The sequence below is a fragment of the Parasphingomonas halimpatiens genome (assembly GCF_036663795.1).
Taxonomy (GTDB): Bacteria; Pseudomonadota; Alphaproteobacteria; order Sphingomonadales; family Sphingomonadaceae; genus Sphingomonas.
In genome coordinates, this window is record NZ_JAXOJP010000023.1 from 1 (window position 1) to 14,580 (window position 14,580).

Annotated in this window: 16 protein-coding genes; 4 read left to right on the forward strand and 12 right to left on the reverse strand. The window is 66.8% G+C overall.

Going from position 1 to position 14,580, the window contains the following annotated elements; genetic code table 11:
• Positions 1-328: 328 nt before the first annotated feature.
• The 6 genes from U1839_RS18820 to recQ all read right to left on the reverse strand — a co-directional run bounded on the left by U1839_RS18820 (position 329) and on the right by recQ (position 5,673).
• Positions 329-475 (reverse strand): hypothetical protein, encoded by a 147-nt coding sequence (locus tag U1839_RS18820; protein ID WP_332805120.1) that lies wholly within the window; start codon positions 473-475, stop codon positions 329-331.
• A 75-nt stretch (positions 476-550) separates the two neighbouring features.
• The gene (locus tag U1839_RS18825; protein WP_332805121.1) at positions 551-2,137 is read right to left on the reverse strand and encodes a GMC family oxidoreductase; all 1,587 of its coding nucleotides are present in this window, start codon (positions 2,135-2,137) and stop codon (positions 551-553) included.
• 4 nt (positions 2,138-2,141) lie between these two features.
• Positions 2,142-3,035 (reverse strand): sterol desaturase family protein, encoded by an 894-nt coding sequence (locus U1839_RS18830; protein ID WP_332805122.1) that lies wholly within the window; start codon positions 3,033-3,035, stop codon positions 2,142-2,144.
• A gap of 10 nt (positions 3,036-3,045) precedes the next feature.
• On the reverse strand, positions 3,046-3,435 hold the full coding sequence (locus tag U1839_RS18835; RefSeq protein WP_281128101.1) for a hypothetical protein: 390 nt from the start codon (positions 3,433-3,435) through the stop codon (positions 3,046-3,048).
• On the reverse strand, positions 3,432-3,866 hold the full coding sequence (locus tag U1839_RS18840; RefSeq protein WP_332805123.1) for a TIGR01244 family sulfur transferase: 435 nt from the start codon (positions 3,864-3,866) through the stop codon (positions 3,432-3,434). The genes U1839_RS18835 and U1839_RS18840 overlap by 4 nt, the downstream gene beginning before the upstream one ends.
• A 37-nt stretch (positions 3,867-3,903) precedes the next feature.
• The gene (gene recQ, locus U1839_RS18845) at positions 3,904-5,673 is read right to left on the reverse strand and encodes a DNA helicase RecQ (protein WP_332805124.1); all 1,770 of its coding nucleotides are present in this window, start codon (positions 5,671-5,673) and stop codon (positions 3,904-3,906) included.
• Positions 5,674-5,718: 45 nt separating this feature from the next.
• Here recQ and U1839_RS18850 point away from each other — a divergent pair, with 45 nt between their 5' ends.
• A complete protein-coding gene (locus U1839_RS18850; protein WP_281128106.1) occupies positions 5,719-5,991 on the forward strand; it encodes a GNAT family N-acetyltransferase in 273 nt (90 codons plus the stop codon).
• A gap of 231 nt (positions 5,992-6,222) precedes the next feature.
• On the opposite strand, the gene U1839_RS18855 is transcribed toward U1839_RS18850, so the two are convergent.
• Positions 6,223-8,037 carry an ABCB family ABC transporter ATP-binding protein/permease gene (locus tag U1839_RS18855; protein WP_332805125.1) on the reverse strand — a complete coding sequence of 605 codons (1,815 nt, stop codon included), beginning with the start codon at positions 8,035-8,037 and terminating at the stop codon, positions 6,223-6,225.
• A 99-nt stretch (positions 8,038-8,136) separates the two neighbouring features.
• On the opposite strand from U1839_RS18855, the gene U1839_RS18860 reads away from it, so the two are divergent.
• Both U1839_RS18860 and U1839_RS18865 read left to right on the forward strand, forming a co-directional pair.
• Positions 8,137-8,370 carry a hypothetical protein gene (locus U1839_RS18860; protein ID WP_332805126.1) on the forward strand — a complete coding sequence of 78 codons (234 nt, stop codon included), beginning with the start codon at positions 8,137-8,139 and terminating at the stop codon, positions 8,368-8,370.
• 219 nt (positions 8,371-8,589) lie between these two features.
• Positions 8,590-9,006 carry a hypothetical protein gene (locus U1839_RS18865; RefSeq protein WP_332805127.1) on the forward strand — a complete coding sequence of 139 codons (417 nt, stop codon included), beginning with the start codon at positions 8,590-8,592 and terminating at the stop codon, positions 9,004-9,006.
• Here U1839_RS18865 and U1839_RS18870 read toward each other — a convergent pair.
• The 5 genes from U1839_RS18870 to crtY form a co-directional block, all read right to left on the reverse strand.
• On the reverse strand, positions 8,995-9,207 hold the full coding sequence (locus U1839_RS18870) for a hypothetical protein (protein ID WP_332805128.1): 213 nt from the start codon (positions 9,205-9,207) through the stop codon (positions 8,995-8,997). The genes U1839_RS18865 and U1839_RS18870 overlap by 12 nt on opposite strands.
• A 91-nt stretch (positions 9,208-9,298) precedes the next feature.
• Complete coding sequence (locus tag U1839_RS18875) at positions 9,299-10,246, reverse strand: phytoene/squalene synthase family protein (protein ID WP_332805129.1); 948 nt, start codon at positions 10,244-10,246, stop codon at positions 9,299-9,301.
• A gap of 58 nt (positions 10,247-10,304) precedes the next feature.
• Positions 10,305-10,886: an LOG family protein gene (locus U1839_RS18880; protein ID WP_332805130.1), complete on the reverse strand. Its 582-nt coding sequence runs from the start codon at positions 10,884-10,886 to the stop codon at positions 10,305-10,307.
• Between the two features lie 145 nt (positions 10,887-11,031).
• On the reverse strand, positions 11,032-12,513 hold the full coding sequence (locus U1839_RS18885; protein WP_332805131.1) for a phytoene desaturase: 1,482 nt from the start codon (positions 12,511-12,513) through the stop codon (positions 11,032-11,034).
• Positions 12,510-13,670 (reverse strand): lycopene beta-cyclase CrtY, encoded by a 1,161-nt coding sequence (crtY, locus tag U1839_RS18890; protein WP_332805132.1) that lies wholly within the window; start codon positions 13,668-13,670, stop codon positions 12,510-12,512. The genes U1839_RS18885 and crtY overlap by 4 nt, the downstream gene beginning before the upstream one ends.
• Before the next feature lie 96 nt (positions 13,671-13,766).
• Here crtY and U1839_RS18895 point away from each other — a divergent pair, with 96 nt between their 5' ends.
• Positions 13,767-14,573 (forward strand): hypothetical protein, encoded by an 807-nt coding sequence (locus U1839_RS18895; protein WP_332805133.1) that lies wholly within the window; start codon positions 13,767-13,769, stop codon positions 14,571-14,573.
• The last annotated feature ends 7 nt before the right edge of the window (positions 14,574-14,580 follow it).

The window sequence follows — 14,580 nt, forward strand, 5'->3', positions numbered from 1 at the left end:
TCATGTCGTCTCAAAATGTTGCGATGCCTGGAATTTCTTCGCCAACGACCTCGCCCGCGTTGCTTCTGTCACAACGCGAAGCTGGGCACAGGTCAATCTTTAAGGCCGTTGGTATAACAGGTGCGCCGAACAAGGGGTATCAAGAAAGAAACAAGGCCATAACAGGCCCCTGTTCCGGACGATCGACAATGAGAAGGAGGCCGCCGGCATCGCGACGGTCATGGGCGCGACGATGTCCTGATTCGTGCCGCGGTTGAATCACGGCAAGCCGGGTCATGCCAAATGCCATCGACGATAACTCTTCCAAGCCCCTCCATGAGAGGCGGTATCAGGTAGCGGGCCGATCCTTGGCGGCCAGCGCGTCGGCGCGCTTGCGATACGCGCGATACGCCAGCAGGCCGCCAAGGATCATCCCGCCCGGGGCAAGCACGACGAGCGCGGCAACGCCGGCCTTGTTGAGGGTCTTTCTGTCCACGCCTCGTGCTGTAGCGGCGAAAGCTGAACGGCAGCTTGATCGTCCGCGCCGCCCCGAAAGGAGCGGCGCGGATGGTTACGCCAGATCGGCGAGCACGAAATCGGCGCAGCGCTCGCCGATCATCATCGAGGGCGCATTGGTGTTGCCCGAGATGAGCTTGGGCATGATCGAGGCGTCGGCGACATACAGCCCCTCGACGCCGCGTACGCGTAGCCGCGGGTCGCACACCGCCTGCTCGTCCGAGCCCATCCGCGCGGTGCCGACCGGGTGATAGATCGTATCGGCGCGGGCGCGGATCAGCCGTTCGAGCGCGTCGTCATTGTCGAGGTCGATCGGGTAGCGATCCTTGCCCTTGTGATTGCTGAGCGGCGGCGTTTCGAGAATGCGGTACATTGCGCGCACGCCGAGCTTGAGCAGCGCGATGTCGCGCGGATCGGTCAGGAAGGCGGGATCGATCAGCGGCGCCACGCGGGCGTCGATCGAGGCGAGCCGCACGGTGCCGTGGCTTTCCGGTCGCAGCACGCAGACATGGCACGAAAAACCGTGCGACTTGAGCTTGGTGCGGCCATGATCCTCGAGCACCACGGGCACGAAGTGAATCTGGATGTCAGGCGCGGGCGCGTCGCGGTTGAGCGTCAGGAAGCCCCCTGACTCGGCAAAGGGCGAGGTCATCGTGCCGCGCCGCTTGCGCAGCCATTGCACCAGCGAGCCGGCAAAGCCGAGTGTGCCGAGCAGCGAACTGCCGAGGAAGTACCGCCCCCTGGTCTCGAATGCCGCGACGTAATCGAGATGGTCCTGCAGGTTGGTGCCGACCGCCGGGCGGTCGATATGCACGGCAATGCCCATGTCGCGCAGATGGCGCCCCGGGCCGATTCCCGACAGCATCAGCAGTTGCGGCGTGCCGAACACGCCGCCGGCGAGCACCACCGCGCGGCGCGCGCGGATCTCGCGCGATTCGCCGTCCTGCAGATAGGCGACACCCCAGGCGCGCCCCTCGTCGAACAGTACGCGCTCGGCGACTACCCCGGTCAGCACGGTGAGATTCTCCCGCCGCGCCGCGCCCTCGATATAGGCGCGCGACGAACTCCAGCGCTCGCCGCCCTTTTGCGTCACCTGGTAGAGACCGACGCCTTCCTGCCGTGCGCCGTTGAAATCGTCATTGGCCGGGATCTGCAACTGGCGCGCGGATTCGACGAACTCGACCGAGCCAGGATGCGGATCGCACTGGTCGGAAACGAACAGCGGGCCGTCGCCGCCATGAAAATCATCGGCGCCGCGCATGTTGCGCTCGGCGCGTTTGAACACCGGCAGCACCTCGTCATAGGACCAGCCGGGGCAGCCCATCGCCGCCCAATTGTCGTAATCCCATTTGTTGCCGCGCAGATAAAGCATGGCGTTGATCGCGCTCGACCCGCCAAGCCCGCGCCCACGCGGCTGGTACCCGCGCCGACCGTTGAGCCCGACCTGCGGCACGGTCTCGAAGCGATAATTGGTCGCGTCGTTCTGAAAGGCGAGGAAACCCGGGATGCGCGTGCGCAGCCCGGTGTTGCGCCCGCCCGCCTCGAGCAATGCGACGCTGTATTTGCCGCCCTCGCTCAGCCGACCGGCGGCCGCAGCCCCACCCGAGCCGCCGCCGACGACGACGATATCCGCTTCTTCCACCAGGCTATTCCCCCCGCTGTTGAGTCTCGGCCCAGCGCGCCTTGATCGTCTCGGATGTATCGCGGCTGCCGTCATGGCTCCACCCCGGCGGCATGACGAGATAGCCCAGTTTGGCACGCAAGCCGGGCGCCGCCCACATGTCGCGCGCAATGCCGACCCATTCGTGGAACGCCGCCCAAAGCAGGTTGAACGAGCCGAGATTCTTGACGATGCCATAACGGGGCCGTTCGTCGTCGCGTTCGGGCGTGAAGGTGCCGAACAGCCGATCCCAGACGATGAACACCCCGGCATAATTGGTGTCGAGATAGCGCGGGTTGGTGGCGTGGTGGACGCGGTGGTGCGACGGCGTGTTCATCACCGCCTCGAACCAGCGCGGCATCAGGCCGATCACCTCGGTATGGATCCAGAACTGGTAGATCAGGTTGATCCCGCCGACGAACAGCAGCATTTCCGGCGGAAAGCCGATCACCACGAGCGGCAGGCGGAACAGGAAGGAGAGCGAGAAGAAGCCGGTCCAAGTCTGCCGCAAGGCGGTCGACAGGTTATAATGCTGGCTTGAATGGTGGATGACGTGGCTGGCCCAGAACCAGCGCACGCGGTGCGCCATGCGGTGGAAGACATAATAGGCCAGGTCGTCGATGACGAAGGCGAGCACGAACCAGTACCAGGCATAACCGAGATCGAAGACCCGGAACTGCCAGAACCACAGCGCGAGCGCATAAGCGAAGCCGCCGGTCAGCACGCCGGCGACGGTGCTGCCCGTGCCGAGCGCGAGCGACACGAGCGTGTCCTTCGGCTCATAGCGTTTGCGGTCGCGCGCCCAGGCGACGAGCATCTCTGCCAGCACCAGCAGCACAAAGGCGGGTACGGCATAATCGACGGGATTCGGCAGCTTCATCGCGGCTTGCTTACATCAATGTCAGTGGCGCTTCCAGTACCTCAACGTCGATCGGGAGCACGCCGAGCAGCGTCACCGCGCCGAACAGCCGCTCGCCGGTTTCGACCGTGACGCCTTCGACCGCCTCGCGGATGCGCAGCGGCGGCAACAGCCGGCGCACCGCTACCTGCGCACCGTGGCGTTTGAGTACCGCGATCGCGCCATTGCCGGCGACCAAGGCGGCATTGCCATCCTGCCCGACGAGCGCGTGACGCGCCTCGAAGCCGACCAGCGCCTCCTCGGCGAAGCGGCGCGCATCGGCGGCGGTGGCGATCTTGCTCTCACCGAGCCGCAGCATCCGCGCCACGCCGGCGAGCAGCAGGATGGCGACGATCGATCCGCCGAGCTGCATCCAGTTCATGACTGGCCCGACAGCTGGTCGAGCAGCGGCCTGATCCCCGACAGGTCGTAGCCCGCGCCAGCGCCCTTGGCGACGAGCTCGGCCGGATCGCCGCCGGCGGTGGCCGAGGCCAAAGCCCAGAGATTGCACGAGCGCGTGCCCGAGCGGCAATAAGCCAGCACCGGGCCGCCGGCCGCGCCGAGCGCCGCGACCATCGCTGCGACCTGCGGGTGCGAGAAGCCGGCATGGGTGATCGGGATTTCGGTGTAAGCCAGCCCCGCCGCCTCGGCCGCCGCGCGGATCTCGGCGCCATCGGGCTGGCCGGGTTCCTCATCGTCGGGGCGGTTGTTGACGATCGCGACGAAGCCGGCCCGCGCGATCTCGCTCACGTCCCAGGGGGTGATTTGCGGCGCGACCGAGATGCGGTCGTCGATCTTCCTGATGTTTGCCATAAACTCGCCTTGCATCGCTCCGCCGGAATCGGGCGGATCAGTGCTCGCGTATCACCGCAAGGAACGCGTCGCCATAGGCCTCGAGCTTGCGCGAGCCGACGCCGGTGATGCGCGACAGCGCGTCGCGGTTGGTGGGCCGCAGCAGCGCCATCTCGCGCAGCACCGAATCGTGGAAGATGACATAAGGCGGCACCTGCGCCTCTTTGGCCAGCTCGCGGCGGCAGCTGCGCAGCGCCTCGAACAGCGGATCGCCGATCGGATTGGGCGCGGCGGCGCTGCCCTTGCCGCGCCGCCGCGCCTCGCGCGCCGGCGGGACGATCAGCGTGACGACCTCGCCGTCCTTGAGGATCGGGCGCGCGCCGGGACCGAATTCGAGCCCGCCATGCGCGTTGGCGCGCAACGCATCGCGCAGCATCAGCGCACGCCCGACCAGCTTGAGCAACGCGACTTCCGCGCCGTCGACGATACCGAACACCGACAGCGCCTCATGCCCGTTCATCAGGCTGCGCTCGCTCGACTGGCCGGTGAGGATGCTCTCGACATAACCCGCGCCGAACATCTGCCCGGTGCGGAACACCGCCGAGAGATATTTCTTCGCCGTCTCGGTCGCGTCGACGCCCTTCGGGGGATTGAGGCAATTGTCGCAATTGCCGCAGCTCTCGGCCGGGCTCTCGCCGAAATGCTTGAGCAGGATACGCCGCCGGCACCCCGCCGTCTCGACCAGCGCGCCGAGCGCGTTGAGCCGCGTGCGTTCGCCCGGCTGGCGCGCCGGCTCGACCTCGCCGATGCGCTGGCGCGCCTTGGCGAAATCCTCCGCGCCCCAGAAAAGATGTGCCACCGACGGGTCGCCGTCGCGCCCGGCGCGGCCGGTTTCCTGGTAGAAGGACTCGATCGACTTGGGCAGGCCGGCGTGTGCGACGAAGCGCACGTCGGGCTTGTCGATGCCCATGCCGAAGGCGACCGTGGCGCAGATCACCATATCTTCCGAAGCGACGAAATCGGTCTGGTTGCGCGCGCGCACCGCGGGGTCGAGCCCGGCATGATAGGCGCGTGTCGGGCGGCCGGTGCGCCCGAGCTGTTCGGCGAGCTTCTCGGTCGCGGCGCGCGTCTGGGCATAGACGATGCCCGGGCCGGGCTGTTCGGCGATGAGGTCGGCGATCTGCCGCGCGACATTGTCCTTCGGGCTGATCAAATAGCGGATATTGGGCCGGTCGAAGCCGGCGACGATCAACCCTTCATGCGGGATGCCGAGCTGATCGAGAATGTCGGCGCGGGTATGCGCGTCTGCAGTGGCGGTGAGCGCAAGCCGGGGCACATCGCCAAAGGCATCGAGCAGCGGGCGCAACAGACGATAATCGGGGCGGAAATCATGCCCCCATTCTGACACGCAATGCGCCTCGTCGATCGCGAACAGGCTGAGCCGGGCCTGGCCGAGCATGTCGCGGAAACCCCCGCCCGAGGCGCGCTCCGGCGCGACATAGAGCAGGTCGAGCTCACCAGCGCGGAAGCGCGCTATCGTCTCGGCCTGGTTGGTATCGACCGAGGTCAGCGTCGCGGCGCGAATGCCGATCGCCTCGGCGGCGCGCAGCTGGTCATGCATCAGCGCGATCAGCGGGCTGACCACGACGCAGGTGCCGTCGAGTACGACCGAGGGCAATTGATAGCAGAGCGACTTGCCCGCGCCGGTCGGCATCACCGCCAGCGTGTTGGTGCCGGCCAGCACGCGATCGACCACTTGGCGCTGGACGCCGCGGAAATCGGGAAAGCCGAAGGTCGATTGCAGGGTGGGAAGCGGATCACGCGGCATCGCGCGCTCTTGCACGTGCCGCCCGGTCCGGTGCAAGCGTGGCGGATGCAAATCGTACGCGACAACAAGGCCGAGCAGGAATTCGAACTGGTGGTCGACGGCCACCGTGCGCTCGCCGCCTATCAGCTCGAGGGCGACACGATCGTCTTCACCCACACCGTCGTGCCCAAGGCGATCGAGGGACGGGGCGTCGCCAGCACGCTGATCCGCGCCGCGCTCGACAGCGCGCGCGACCAGGGGCTGAAGGTCGTGCCGCAATGCCCGTTCGTCGCGGCCTATATGAAGCGGCACCCCGAGACGCGGGATTTGCTGGCGTAGGGCCGCAATGTCGGGCCGGGCTGGCTGGGATAACGGGCTGAAAGTTGCCGGCGGCGGGCGTTGCGACACCTGCGATCACCACCGCCATGCCGGACTTGTTCCTGCATCCACCGTTCCGCAAATCCATCGGCCTTTGGCCAGGCGGCTTAGTGGACCCCGGAACAAGTCCGGGGTGACGGATAGAGGCGTGGCGAGCGGCGGTGCGAAAGAAGTCGCCCGGCCACCGCGCGCCTACTCCGCCGCGAGCGCCTGTTCGCGTTCCTGTGCCTGGCGCGACCACATCTCCGCGTAGAGCCCCTTCTTGCGCAGCAGCACGGCGTGACTGCCGCGCTCGACCACGCGGCCGGCCTCGAGCACGACGATCTCGTCGGCATGGACGACGGTCGACAGGCGGTGGGCGATGACGATCGTGGTGCGGCCGCGCTCGATCGCCTGCAGCGTGTCGAGGATCTCGCTTTCGGTGCGGCTGTCGAGCGCCGAGGTCGCCTCGTCGAGGATCAGGATCGGCGGGTTCTTTAGCAGGGTGCGCGCGATCGCCACGCGTTGTTTCTCGCCGCCCGACAGCTTCAGCCCGCGCTCGCCGACGCGCGTTTCATAGCCGTGCGTCTGGCCCTCGATGAAACCGGCGATCGAGGCGCCCTTGGCCGCGCGCTCGATCTCGTCCTGGCCGGCGCCTTCGCGGCCATAGGCGATATTGTAGCCGATCGTGTCGTTGAACAGCACGGTATCCTGCGGCACGATGCCGATCGCGCCGCGCAGGCTCGCCTGCGTCACCTCGGATATGTCCTGCCCGTCGATCGTGATGCGCCCGCCGGTCAGGTCGTAGAAACGGTACATCAGCCGCGCGAGCGTCGACTTGCCGGCGCCCGACGGCCCGACCACCGCCAGCGTGTTGCCGGCGGGAATGTCGAGATCGATGCCGTGCAGGATCTCGCGATCGGCATCATAGCCGAAATGCACGCCCTCGAAGCGGACATGGCCATGCCCAACCTTGAGCGACGGGGCGTCGGGGATATCGACGATCTCGCTCGGCGTATCGACCAGATCGAACATCGCGCCCATGTCGAGAATGCCCTGGCGGATGGTGCGATAGACCATGCCGAGCAGATCGAGCGGGCGGAACATCTGCGACAACAAGGTCGAGACGAAGATGACGTCGCCGGGTGAGAAACGCCCCTGGCCCCAGCCCCAGGCGATCAGCCCCATGCCGAAGCCCATCATGACGTTGGTGATCAGCGCCTGGCCGATATTGAGCCACGCCAGCGAATTCTCGCTGTGCGTCGCGGCGTTGGCATAGGCAACCATCGCCGCCTCGTAGCGCCGGCCCTCGCGCTCCTCGGCGCCGAAATATTTGACCGTCTCGAAGTTGAGCAGCGAATCCACGGCATGCGCCACCGCACCGGTGTCGAGATCGTTCATCTGCGCGCGCAGCGCCGCGCGCCAGTCGGTCACCCAGCGCGTGAAAGCGATATAGGCGACGACCATCGCGACCGTCGCGGCGACCAGCCAGGCGCCGTAATTCTGGCGAAACAGGTTGAGCACCAGTGCCAGCTCGAGCACCGTCGGCGCGATGTTGAACAGCATGAAATAGAGCATCGTGTCGATGCTCTTGGTGCCGCGCTCGACCACCTTGGTGACCGCGCCGGTGCGCCGCTCGAGATGAAAGCGCAGCGACAATTGGTGGAGGTGGCGGAACACCTTCGATGCCAGCCGCCGTGTCGCCTCCTGCCCGACGCGCTCGAAGATCGCGTTGCGCAGATTGTCGAACAGCGTGGTCGAGAAGCGTGCAGCGGCGTAACCGACGACCAGCGCAACCACCAGCCATGCCGTGCTGCGATCGCCAAGCGACATCCGGTCGACGGCGTATTTGAGCGAATAGCCGATGACATAGACCTGCATGACCTTCGACGCGACGACGAAGAACATCGCACCGACGATCCGTGCCTTGAGCGCGGGTTCGCCGGCCGGCCAGAGATAGGGGAGGAAGCGGCGCAGCGTCGGTAGCATGGGACGGTCGACGCTGGGGGTTTCGGTCAATGGGGGCATCGCTACGCCATGTAGGCGCGGTCAAGCCCATCCGAAAGCGTTCCGTGGAACCTTGCGGGCATCTCATCGCTTTTATCTCCAGGAAATAGGAGACAGGGCATGGAACCGCTCTTCTACGTCATGGCGATCATGGGCTGCGGGGATGGATCGGACCAGTGCGCGCAGGCGCGCGTCGAGCCGGTGCATTACCAGTCGATCCGGGCGTGCCAGGTGGCGATGCCGGCCGCGCTCGCCCGCAACAGCGACCTGTCCTTTCCGGTGATCAGCGCCGCCTGCCGCGCCAGCGGCCAGTTGCTGGCGCAGCAGCGCGGCGACCAGCACGGGCGCGGCTAGTGGATTGATTTTTGACATTCGCGCCCCCCTAACCGGATAGGGCGTGAGCGAATGTCAAAATCTTAAAATCCACTAGCATCATACAGTTGCTAGTGGTCCGGAAGATTCTGACATTTGCCCGCAACCTAGCCGAAAGCGGTAGCAAATGTCAGAATCGGACCACTAGGCTGGCGGGCATTCTGCCGCTAAGAGCCCGGCGTTGATGTTACCGGGGGCGCGATGATCCGCAAAATTCTGGCTATCGTAGCAGGCCTGGTTGCAGCCTTCCTCATCATCCTGCTGGTCGAAGGCGTGGACGAGCGGCTCTATCCCGTCCCGGCCGATCTCGACACGACCGATGCGGCGGCACTCGGCGCCTATGTCTTCGCCATGCCGATGGCCGCCAAGTTGCTCGTCGTGGGCGGCTGGCTGCTCGGCGCGCTTGGCGGGGTGTGGCTGTGCCTGCGGATCAGCGACCGGCGCTGGACAGGCTGGATCATCGTCCTGCTGCTGATAGCGGGCGGCGTCGCCAACATGATCCAGTTCGGCCATCCGTTGTGGATGCAGGCCGGCGCGGTCATCGCCCCGCTGCTCGGCGGCTGGATCGGTGCGCGATTGCACCCGCGGCCCTATCCGGGCGAGCCTTTACTCGGGTAGCGTCGACTCGGTCTCGATCATCGGCAGTGCCCAGCGAATCTGGTCGCGCAGCAAGGCCTCGAGATCCTCGGCGCCGACATTGTGCGCCGTGGCGCGCTTGCGCAGCAAGGTGGCAAGCAGGCTCGCCCGCGTCGAGGGTGGCGGCGGCGTACGGCGCCCGCCCGACAGGGCGCGCGACAGTCTGACGGACAATGCGGTCATCGACCCGTCCCTTTGATCAAATGCGTCAACAAGCGTGCCTTATCGCGCGGCGCGGTAACCCGCATATGACCGGCAATGGTTAGCGCGGCCTTCACGCCACCGGGCGGCGCCACAGATCGGGGTCGCGCGGCCGCAACGGATAAAGGCTGTGCCGCCGCGCGGCATCGCCCGCCGCCCTGGCGATAAAGCCGAGCTTGGCCGCGGCGCTCGTCGTCACGCGGTGATCCCAGGCATGTTCGCCGCGCGCCGCCACGGCGCGGCCGATCGCGCCATAGATTCCCGCCGCCGACAACACCGCCCAGGCCGAGCGGAACGGCAGCGCGGGCGTGCCGTAGCGCGCGCTCTGCTCGAACGCCGCCGCGCGTGCCGCCAGCCGCCCGGCGAGTATCGCGAGGCGCGGGCGGAAGTGCGGCTTCATATGCTCGCCCGGCGGGATATCCATTTCGACCAGCCAGGCGACCGGCAGGTAACAGCGCCCGACACGATCGTCCTCGGCAATGTCGCGCGCGATATTGGCGAGCTGGAAGGCCATGCCGAGATCGCAGGCGCGGTCGAGCGTCGCCTCGTCGTCGGGCGCCACGCCCATCGCCACCGCCATCATGCAACCGACCGCGCCGGCGACATGGTAGCAATATTGGTAGAGATCCGCCTCGCTGTGCGGCCGCCATTCCTCAGCATCGAGCGCGAAGCCGGCGATGAGATCGCGCGCGAAACGCGGCGGCATGGCGGTTTCGGCGGCGACGATGCGCAGCGCGTCGAACGCCGGATCGCCGACGACCTGACCGGCGAGCGCCGCCTCGGTCATCGCGGTGAGGCGCACGAGCCGTGCTGGCGCATCGTCGACGCGCGTCATGCCGTGCCCATGGTCCTGCCCGTCGGCGATGTCGTCGCACGCACGGCACCAGGCGTAGAGCAGCCATGCGCGTTCACGCGTCGTGCGATCGAACAACAGGCTAGCGGCGGCGAAGCTCTTCGATCCCCGCGCGATCGACTCGCGGGCGGTCGCCACGATCGCGTCGCGGGTGGGGAGTGCCGTCATTGCCCCTCGCTCCGTTCGCCCAGCCCGAACGGGGAGAGTGATGTGGCAGACCGTGCCCTCAAAGGTCACTGGCCTTCATCTTGGTGATCGTCTCGATCGGCACATAGCCCGCCATCTTCGCGAGCAGCCCGTCGAGTGCCGCATCGACCAGCAGCACGCCCTGATGCTGCGGGCGCAGGAAACCGACCTCGCCCATCTTCGCATAGAAGGCGATCAGATGGTCATAATAGCCGGCGGTGTTGAGCAGCCCGACCGGCTTGGCGTGATAACCGATCTGCGCCCAGCTCAGCGCTTCCCACAATTCGTCCATCGTGCCGGTCCCGCCGGGCAGGTTGACGAAGCCGTCGCTGAGATCGGTAAAGGCCTGTTTGCGCTGGTGCATCGTCTCGACGACGTGGAGCTCGGTCAGCCCGCGATGCGCGACCTCGGCATTGACCAGCGCTTGCGGAATGATGCCGATCACCTCGCCGCCCGCCGCCAGCGCGCTGTCCGCCACCGCGCCCATCAGCCCGAGCCGGCCGCCGCCATAAACGACGCCGATGCCGCGCTCGGCCAGCGTCCGCCCGACCGCGCGCGCGGTCTCGATATAGACCGGGTCGCTCGGCGTGGCCGAACCGCAATAGACCGCCAGACGCTTCACTGACCTTCCTCCCCGTGGCACATGGGGAGGGGGACCGCCGAAGGCGGTGGAGGGGCAAAGCCCCAAACGCATCGCTCGCGGCGTTCCCCTCCACCAGCTTCGCTGGTCCCCCTCCCCAGCGAGCTGGGGAGGAACAACAATGAAATCATCGCGGTCCCTCCAGCATCAGCGCGGCGGTCGCCTTGGCGCTGCCGACGACACCGGGGATCCCCGCCCCCGGATGCGTGCCCGCGCCGACGAAATAGAGGTTGGAGATCTGGTCGTCGCGATTGTGGACGCGGAACCAAGCGCTCTGCGTCAGCACCGGCTCGAGGCTGAAGGCGCTGCCGAGATGCGCCTTGAGGTCGTGCGCGAAATCGTTCGGCGCATAATGGAACTTGGTCACGATGCGCTCATGGATGTCGGGGATCAGCCGCCGCCCGATCTCGTCGAGGATGCGCTTTTCGAGGATCGGCCCGATCTCGTCCCAGTCGACCGGGAACTTGCCCATGTGCGGCACCGGGGCGAGCGCGTAGAAGGACGAATGCCCCTCCGGCGCCATGCTCGGGTCGGTGACGGTCGGGTGGTGGAGGTAGAGCGAGAAATCCTCCGACAGCACGCCGTGATCGTAAATGTCGGACAGCAGCCCTTTGTAGCGCGGGCCGAACAGGATCATGTGGTGCGGGATGCCGGGCCAGGTGCCCTTGATGCCGAAATGCACCACGAACAGCGACGGCGAGTAGCGCTTCTTCTCGAGCTTCGCGCGGGTGCGCTGCGCCGAGCGCGAGTCCGACAACAGGTCGCGATAGGCATGCATGATGTCGCCATTGACCGCGACCATGTCGGCGTCGGCCGACCAGCCGCTCGCCGTCGTCACGCCGGTCGCGCGGTCGCCGAGCGTGGCGATGTGTGTGACCGCGTCGTTCAGCCGCATCACGCCGCCGAGCCGCTCGAAATGCGTCACCATGCCGGCGATCAGCTTGTTGGTGCCGCCCATCGCGAACCATACGCCGCCATCGCGCTCGAGCTTGTGGATCAGCGCATAGATCGCGCTGGTGGTGAACGGGTTGCCGCCGACCAGCAGCGTGTGGAAGGACAAGGCCTGGCGCAGATATTCGCTCTTCACGAAGCTCGACACCATCGAATAGACCGAGCGCCACGCCTGATATTTGGCCAGCGCCGGCGCCGCCTTGATCATCGAGGCGAAGTCGAGAAACGCGACATGGCCGAGCTTCTCATAGCCCTCATGATAGACCCCGGCCGAATATTCGAGGAACTTGCGATAGCCGGCGACATCCTCCGGATCGAGCTTGGCGATCTCGGCCATCAGCACATTGTCGTCGTTGGTATAGTCGAAATTGGTCCCGTCGGGCCAGTTGAGCCGGTAGAAGGGCAGCACCGGGGCGAGCGTCACGTCCTCCGCCATGTCGTGGCCCGACAATGCCCATAATTCCTGCAGGCACGGCGGATCGGTGATCACGGTCGGGCCGGCGTCGAAGGTGAAGCCGTCCTTCTCCCAATAATAGGCCCGCCCGCCCGGCTTGTCGCGTGCCTCGACCACCGTGGTTTCGACGCCGGCCGACTGCAGGCGGATGGCGAGCGCAAGGCCGCCGAACCCCGCCCCGATGACGATTGCGCGGCGGCTCATGATTGCCCCCGGATCGCGCGGATCGCCCGGCCGATCGGCACCGGCGGCTTGCCGGTCAGCACTCTTAGCTTGTCGAACATCGTCGATTGTCCCGCATAGAACCGGCCGATCAGCCGGGGGTTGAGGCGATAGAAGCGTTCCAGTACCCGATAGCGCTCCTCGGGTTCAGCAGCACGAAAAAGCATCTTGTCGAGCATCCGGTAGAAGCCGCGCCCGCGCCAGGTCCGCGATGCGACGCGCCAGGTCAGGTCGTGCAGCGCGGCGCCCGACAGGTCGGACGTGTCGGCGATCAGCGCCGCCATGCGCACGGCGTCGGGCAGCGAATAGCCGGTGGTCGGGTGGAACAGCCCGGCGCGCATCCCCGCCTTGGCCACCTTGTTGCCACCGCTCTGCCAATAGGCCGCGAAATCGCCGCCCAGCGCGACCGGCAGGACGCCGGTTTCCTCGCGTGCCGCCTGCTCGACCTGCCAGCCGCGCGCGGCGACATAATCATGGACGCGGCCGCGCAGCAGCTCGGCATCGATGTCCGGCGTGTCGCTGTAATAGGTGTCCTCGACGAACATCCGCGTCGCCGCCAGCGGCAGGCAGTAGACAAAGCGATAGCCATCATGTTGCGGCACGGTCGCATCCATCACCATCGGGCGCGGATCGTCATGCGATTCGTCGAGGCGGAACTCGACGCCGAGAAATTTCTGCCAGCCAAGCTCGAGGCAGCCAAGATCGCCCGGCCCGCGCGCATCGATCACGCCCTTGGCCTCGATCCGGTCGCCATCGGCCAGCACCACCGCGCGCGGCCCCGCCGCGAGCACCTTGCGCCCGAGCAACAGCGCGCGCTCGGGCAGTGCGCCGCGTACCACCGTGTCGAGCCGCTCCGACTCGATCGAATAATAACCCATGCGAAAGGTGCGGGCGTGCGCGGGAAAGGCGATGTCGTAGGCCGTCCAGCCATAGCTGATCAGCGGCGCGACGATCCAGCGATCCTCCGCCGCGACGTCGGCGGCGAAGAACGACCAGATGTGATTGCCACCCAGCGCGCGCGCCGACTCGACGATGCGCACGTCGAGATCGGGCCGCTTCTTCGCCAACGCCAGCGCGATCAGCGAGCCGGCGAGGCCGCCGCCGACGATCGCGAGGTCGCAGTTGATGGTGGACGGCATGCCACAGCCCTAACCGAAATAGCGGTCGCTGCAAGCGCCTCTAAGGGCTTGTGGCGCGCGCGATGGCGGTTAGGATGGCGCCGGGGAGATCGCGACATGCGCAGCGTGGCACTGGCATCTTTGCTGATGATCGTCGCCAGCCCGGCCGCCGCGCAGCGCACCATCCCGAGCGCCGATCTCGCTACGGTCAGCGCGCGCGGCCAGGCGATCTACGACTATGACCAAGCGGCGTGGCACACCACCGACGCGATGACGGAGAAGCATCTGCCCGATGCCGCGCTGCGCGCCATTCGTGGCTGGGTGGTCGAGCCGCAGGGCGACGCGCTGCGGGTGAGCTATTTCGGACTTACGGACGGCAGGCCCTATACCATCTATCTCGCCGACTACGTCCATGGCGCGGTGTCGAACGAGCGCGTCCCGGCTGCCGACAGCGATCGCGCGCTGTCGCCGCTCGCGCTGCGCCTTGCCGCAGCGCGCGTTGCGGCGGTGGCCGCCGGCGAGACGTTGCTCAAATGCAACGACCGCGCCTTCAACACCGTCGTCCTGCCGCCCGGACCGGATGGAATCATCCCGGTCTACCTGCTCTCGGCGCAGCTGGTGAACGACCAATATCCGATGGGTGGTCATCACGAGATCGACATCGCCGCCGATGGCCGCATCGTCGCGCAACGCGATTTCACCCGCTCCTGTCTGACAGTCGGCGACGCCGCAGCGCCGGCTGGTGGCAAGCCGGTGAGCATTTTCGTGACCCATCTGCTCGATCCGCACCCGACCGAGATACACGTCTTCACCTCGCTGACCGCCCATCAGCCCATCTTCGTCGGCACCCCGGACGGCGCGTTGTGGACCGTCGCCGGGGCGCGCATAGACCGGGAAGACCCACCCAAGCCTGCCCGCCGCTGACGAATTC

What these genes read in the sequence shown, in the direction of transcription:
- U1839_RS18830 (WP_332805122.1), bottom strand. Translation starts at nt 3,035, where the DNA reads ATGAAGCTGCCGAATCCCGTCGATTATGCCGTACCCGCCTTTGTGCTG.
- U1839_RS18835 (WP_281128101.1), bottom strand. Translation starts at nt 3,435, where the DNA reads ATGAACTGGATGCAGCTCGGCGGATCGATCGTCGCCATCCTGCTGCTC.
- U1839_RS18840 (WP_332805123.1), bottom strand. Translation starts at nt 3,866, where the DNA reads ATGGCAAACATCAGGAAGATCGACGACCGCATCTCGGTCGCGCCGCAA.
- recQ (WP_332805124.1), bottom strand. Translation starts at nt 5,673, where the DNA reads ATGCCGCGTGATCCGCTTCCCACCCTGCAATCGACCTTCGGCTTTCCC.
- U1839_RS18850 (WP_281128106.1), top strand. Translation starts at nt 5,719, where the DNA reads ATGCAAATCGTACGCGACAACAAGGCCGAGCAGGAATTCGAACTGGTG.
- U1839_RS18855 (WP_332805125.1), bottom strand. Translation starts at nt 8,037, where the DNA reads ATGCCCCCATTGACCGAAACCCCCAGCGTCGACCGTCCCATGCTACCG.
- U1839_RS18860 (WP_332805126.1), top strand. Translation starts at nt 8,137, where the DNA reads ATGGAACCGCTCTTCTACGTCATGGCGATCATGGGCTGCGGGGATGGA.
- U1839_RS18865 (WP_332805127.1), top strand. Translation starts at nt 8,590, where the DNA reads ATGATCCGCAAAATTCTGGCTATCGTAGCAGGCCTGGTTGCAGCCTTC.
- U1839_RS18870 (WP_332805128.1), bottom strand. Translation starts at nt 9,207, where the DNA reads ATGACCGCATTGTCCGTCAGACTGTCGCGCGCCCTGTCGGGCGGGCGC.
- U1839_RS18875 (WP_332805129.1), bottom strand. Translation starts at nt 10,246, where the DNA reads ATGACGGCACTCCCCACCCGCGACGCGATCGTGGCGACCGCCCGCGAG.
- U1839_RS18885 (WP_332805131.1), bottom strand. Translation starts at nt 12,513, where the DNA reads ATGAGCCGCCGCGCAATCGTCATCGGGGCGGGGTTCGGCGGCCTTGCG.
- crtY (WP_332805132.1), bottom strand. Translation starts at nt 13,670, where the DNA reads ATGCCGTCCACCATCAACTGCGACCTCGCGATCGTCGGCGGCGGCCTC.
- U1839_RS18895 (WP_332805133.1), top strand. Translation starts at nt 13,767, where the DNA reads ATGCGCAGCGTGGCACTGGCATCTTTGCTGATGATCGTCGCCAGCCCG.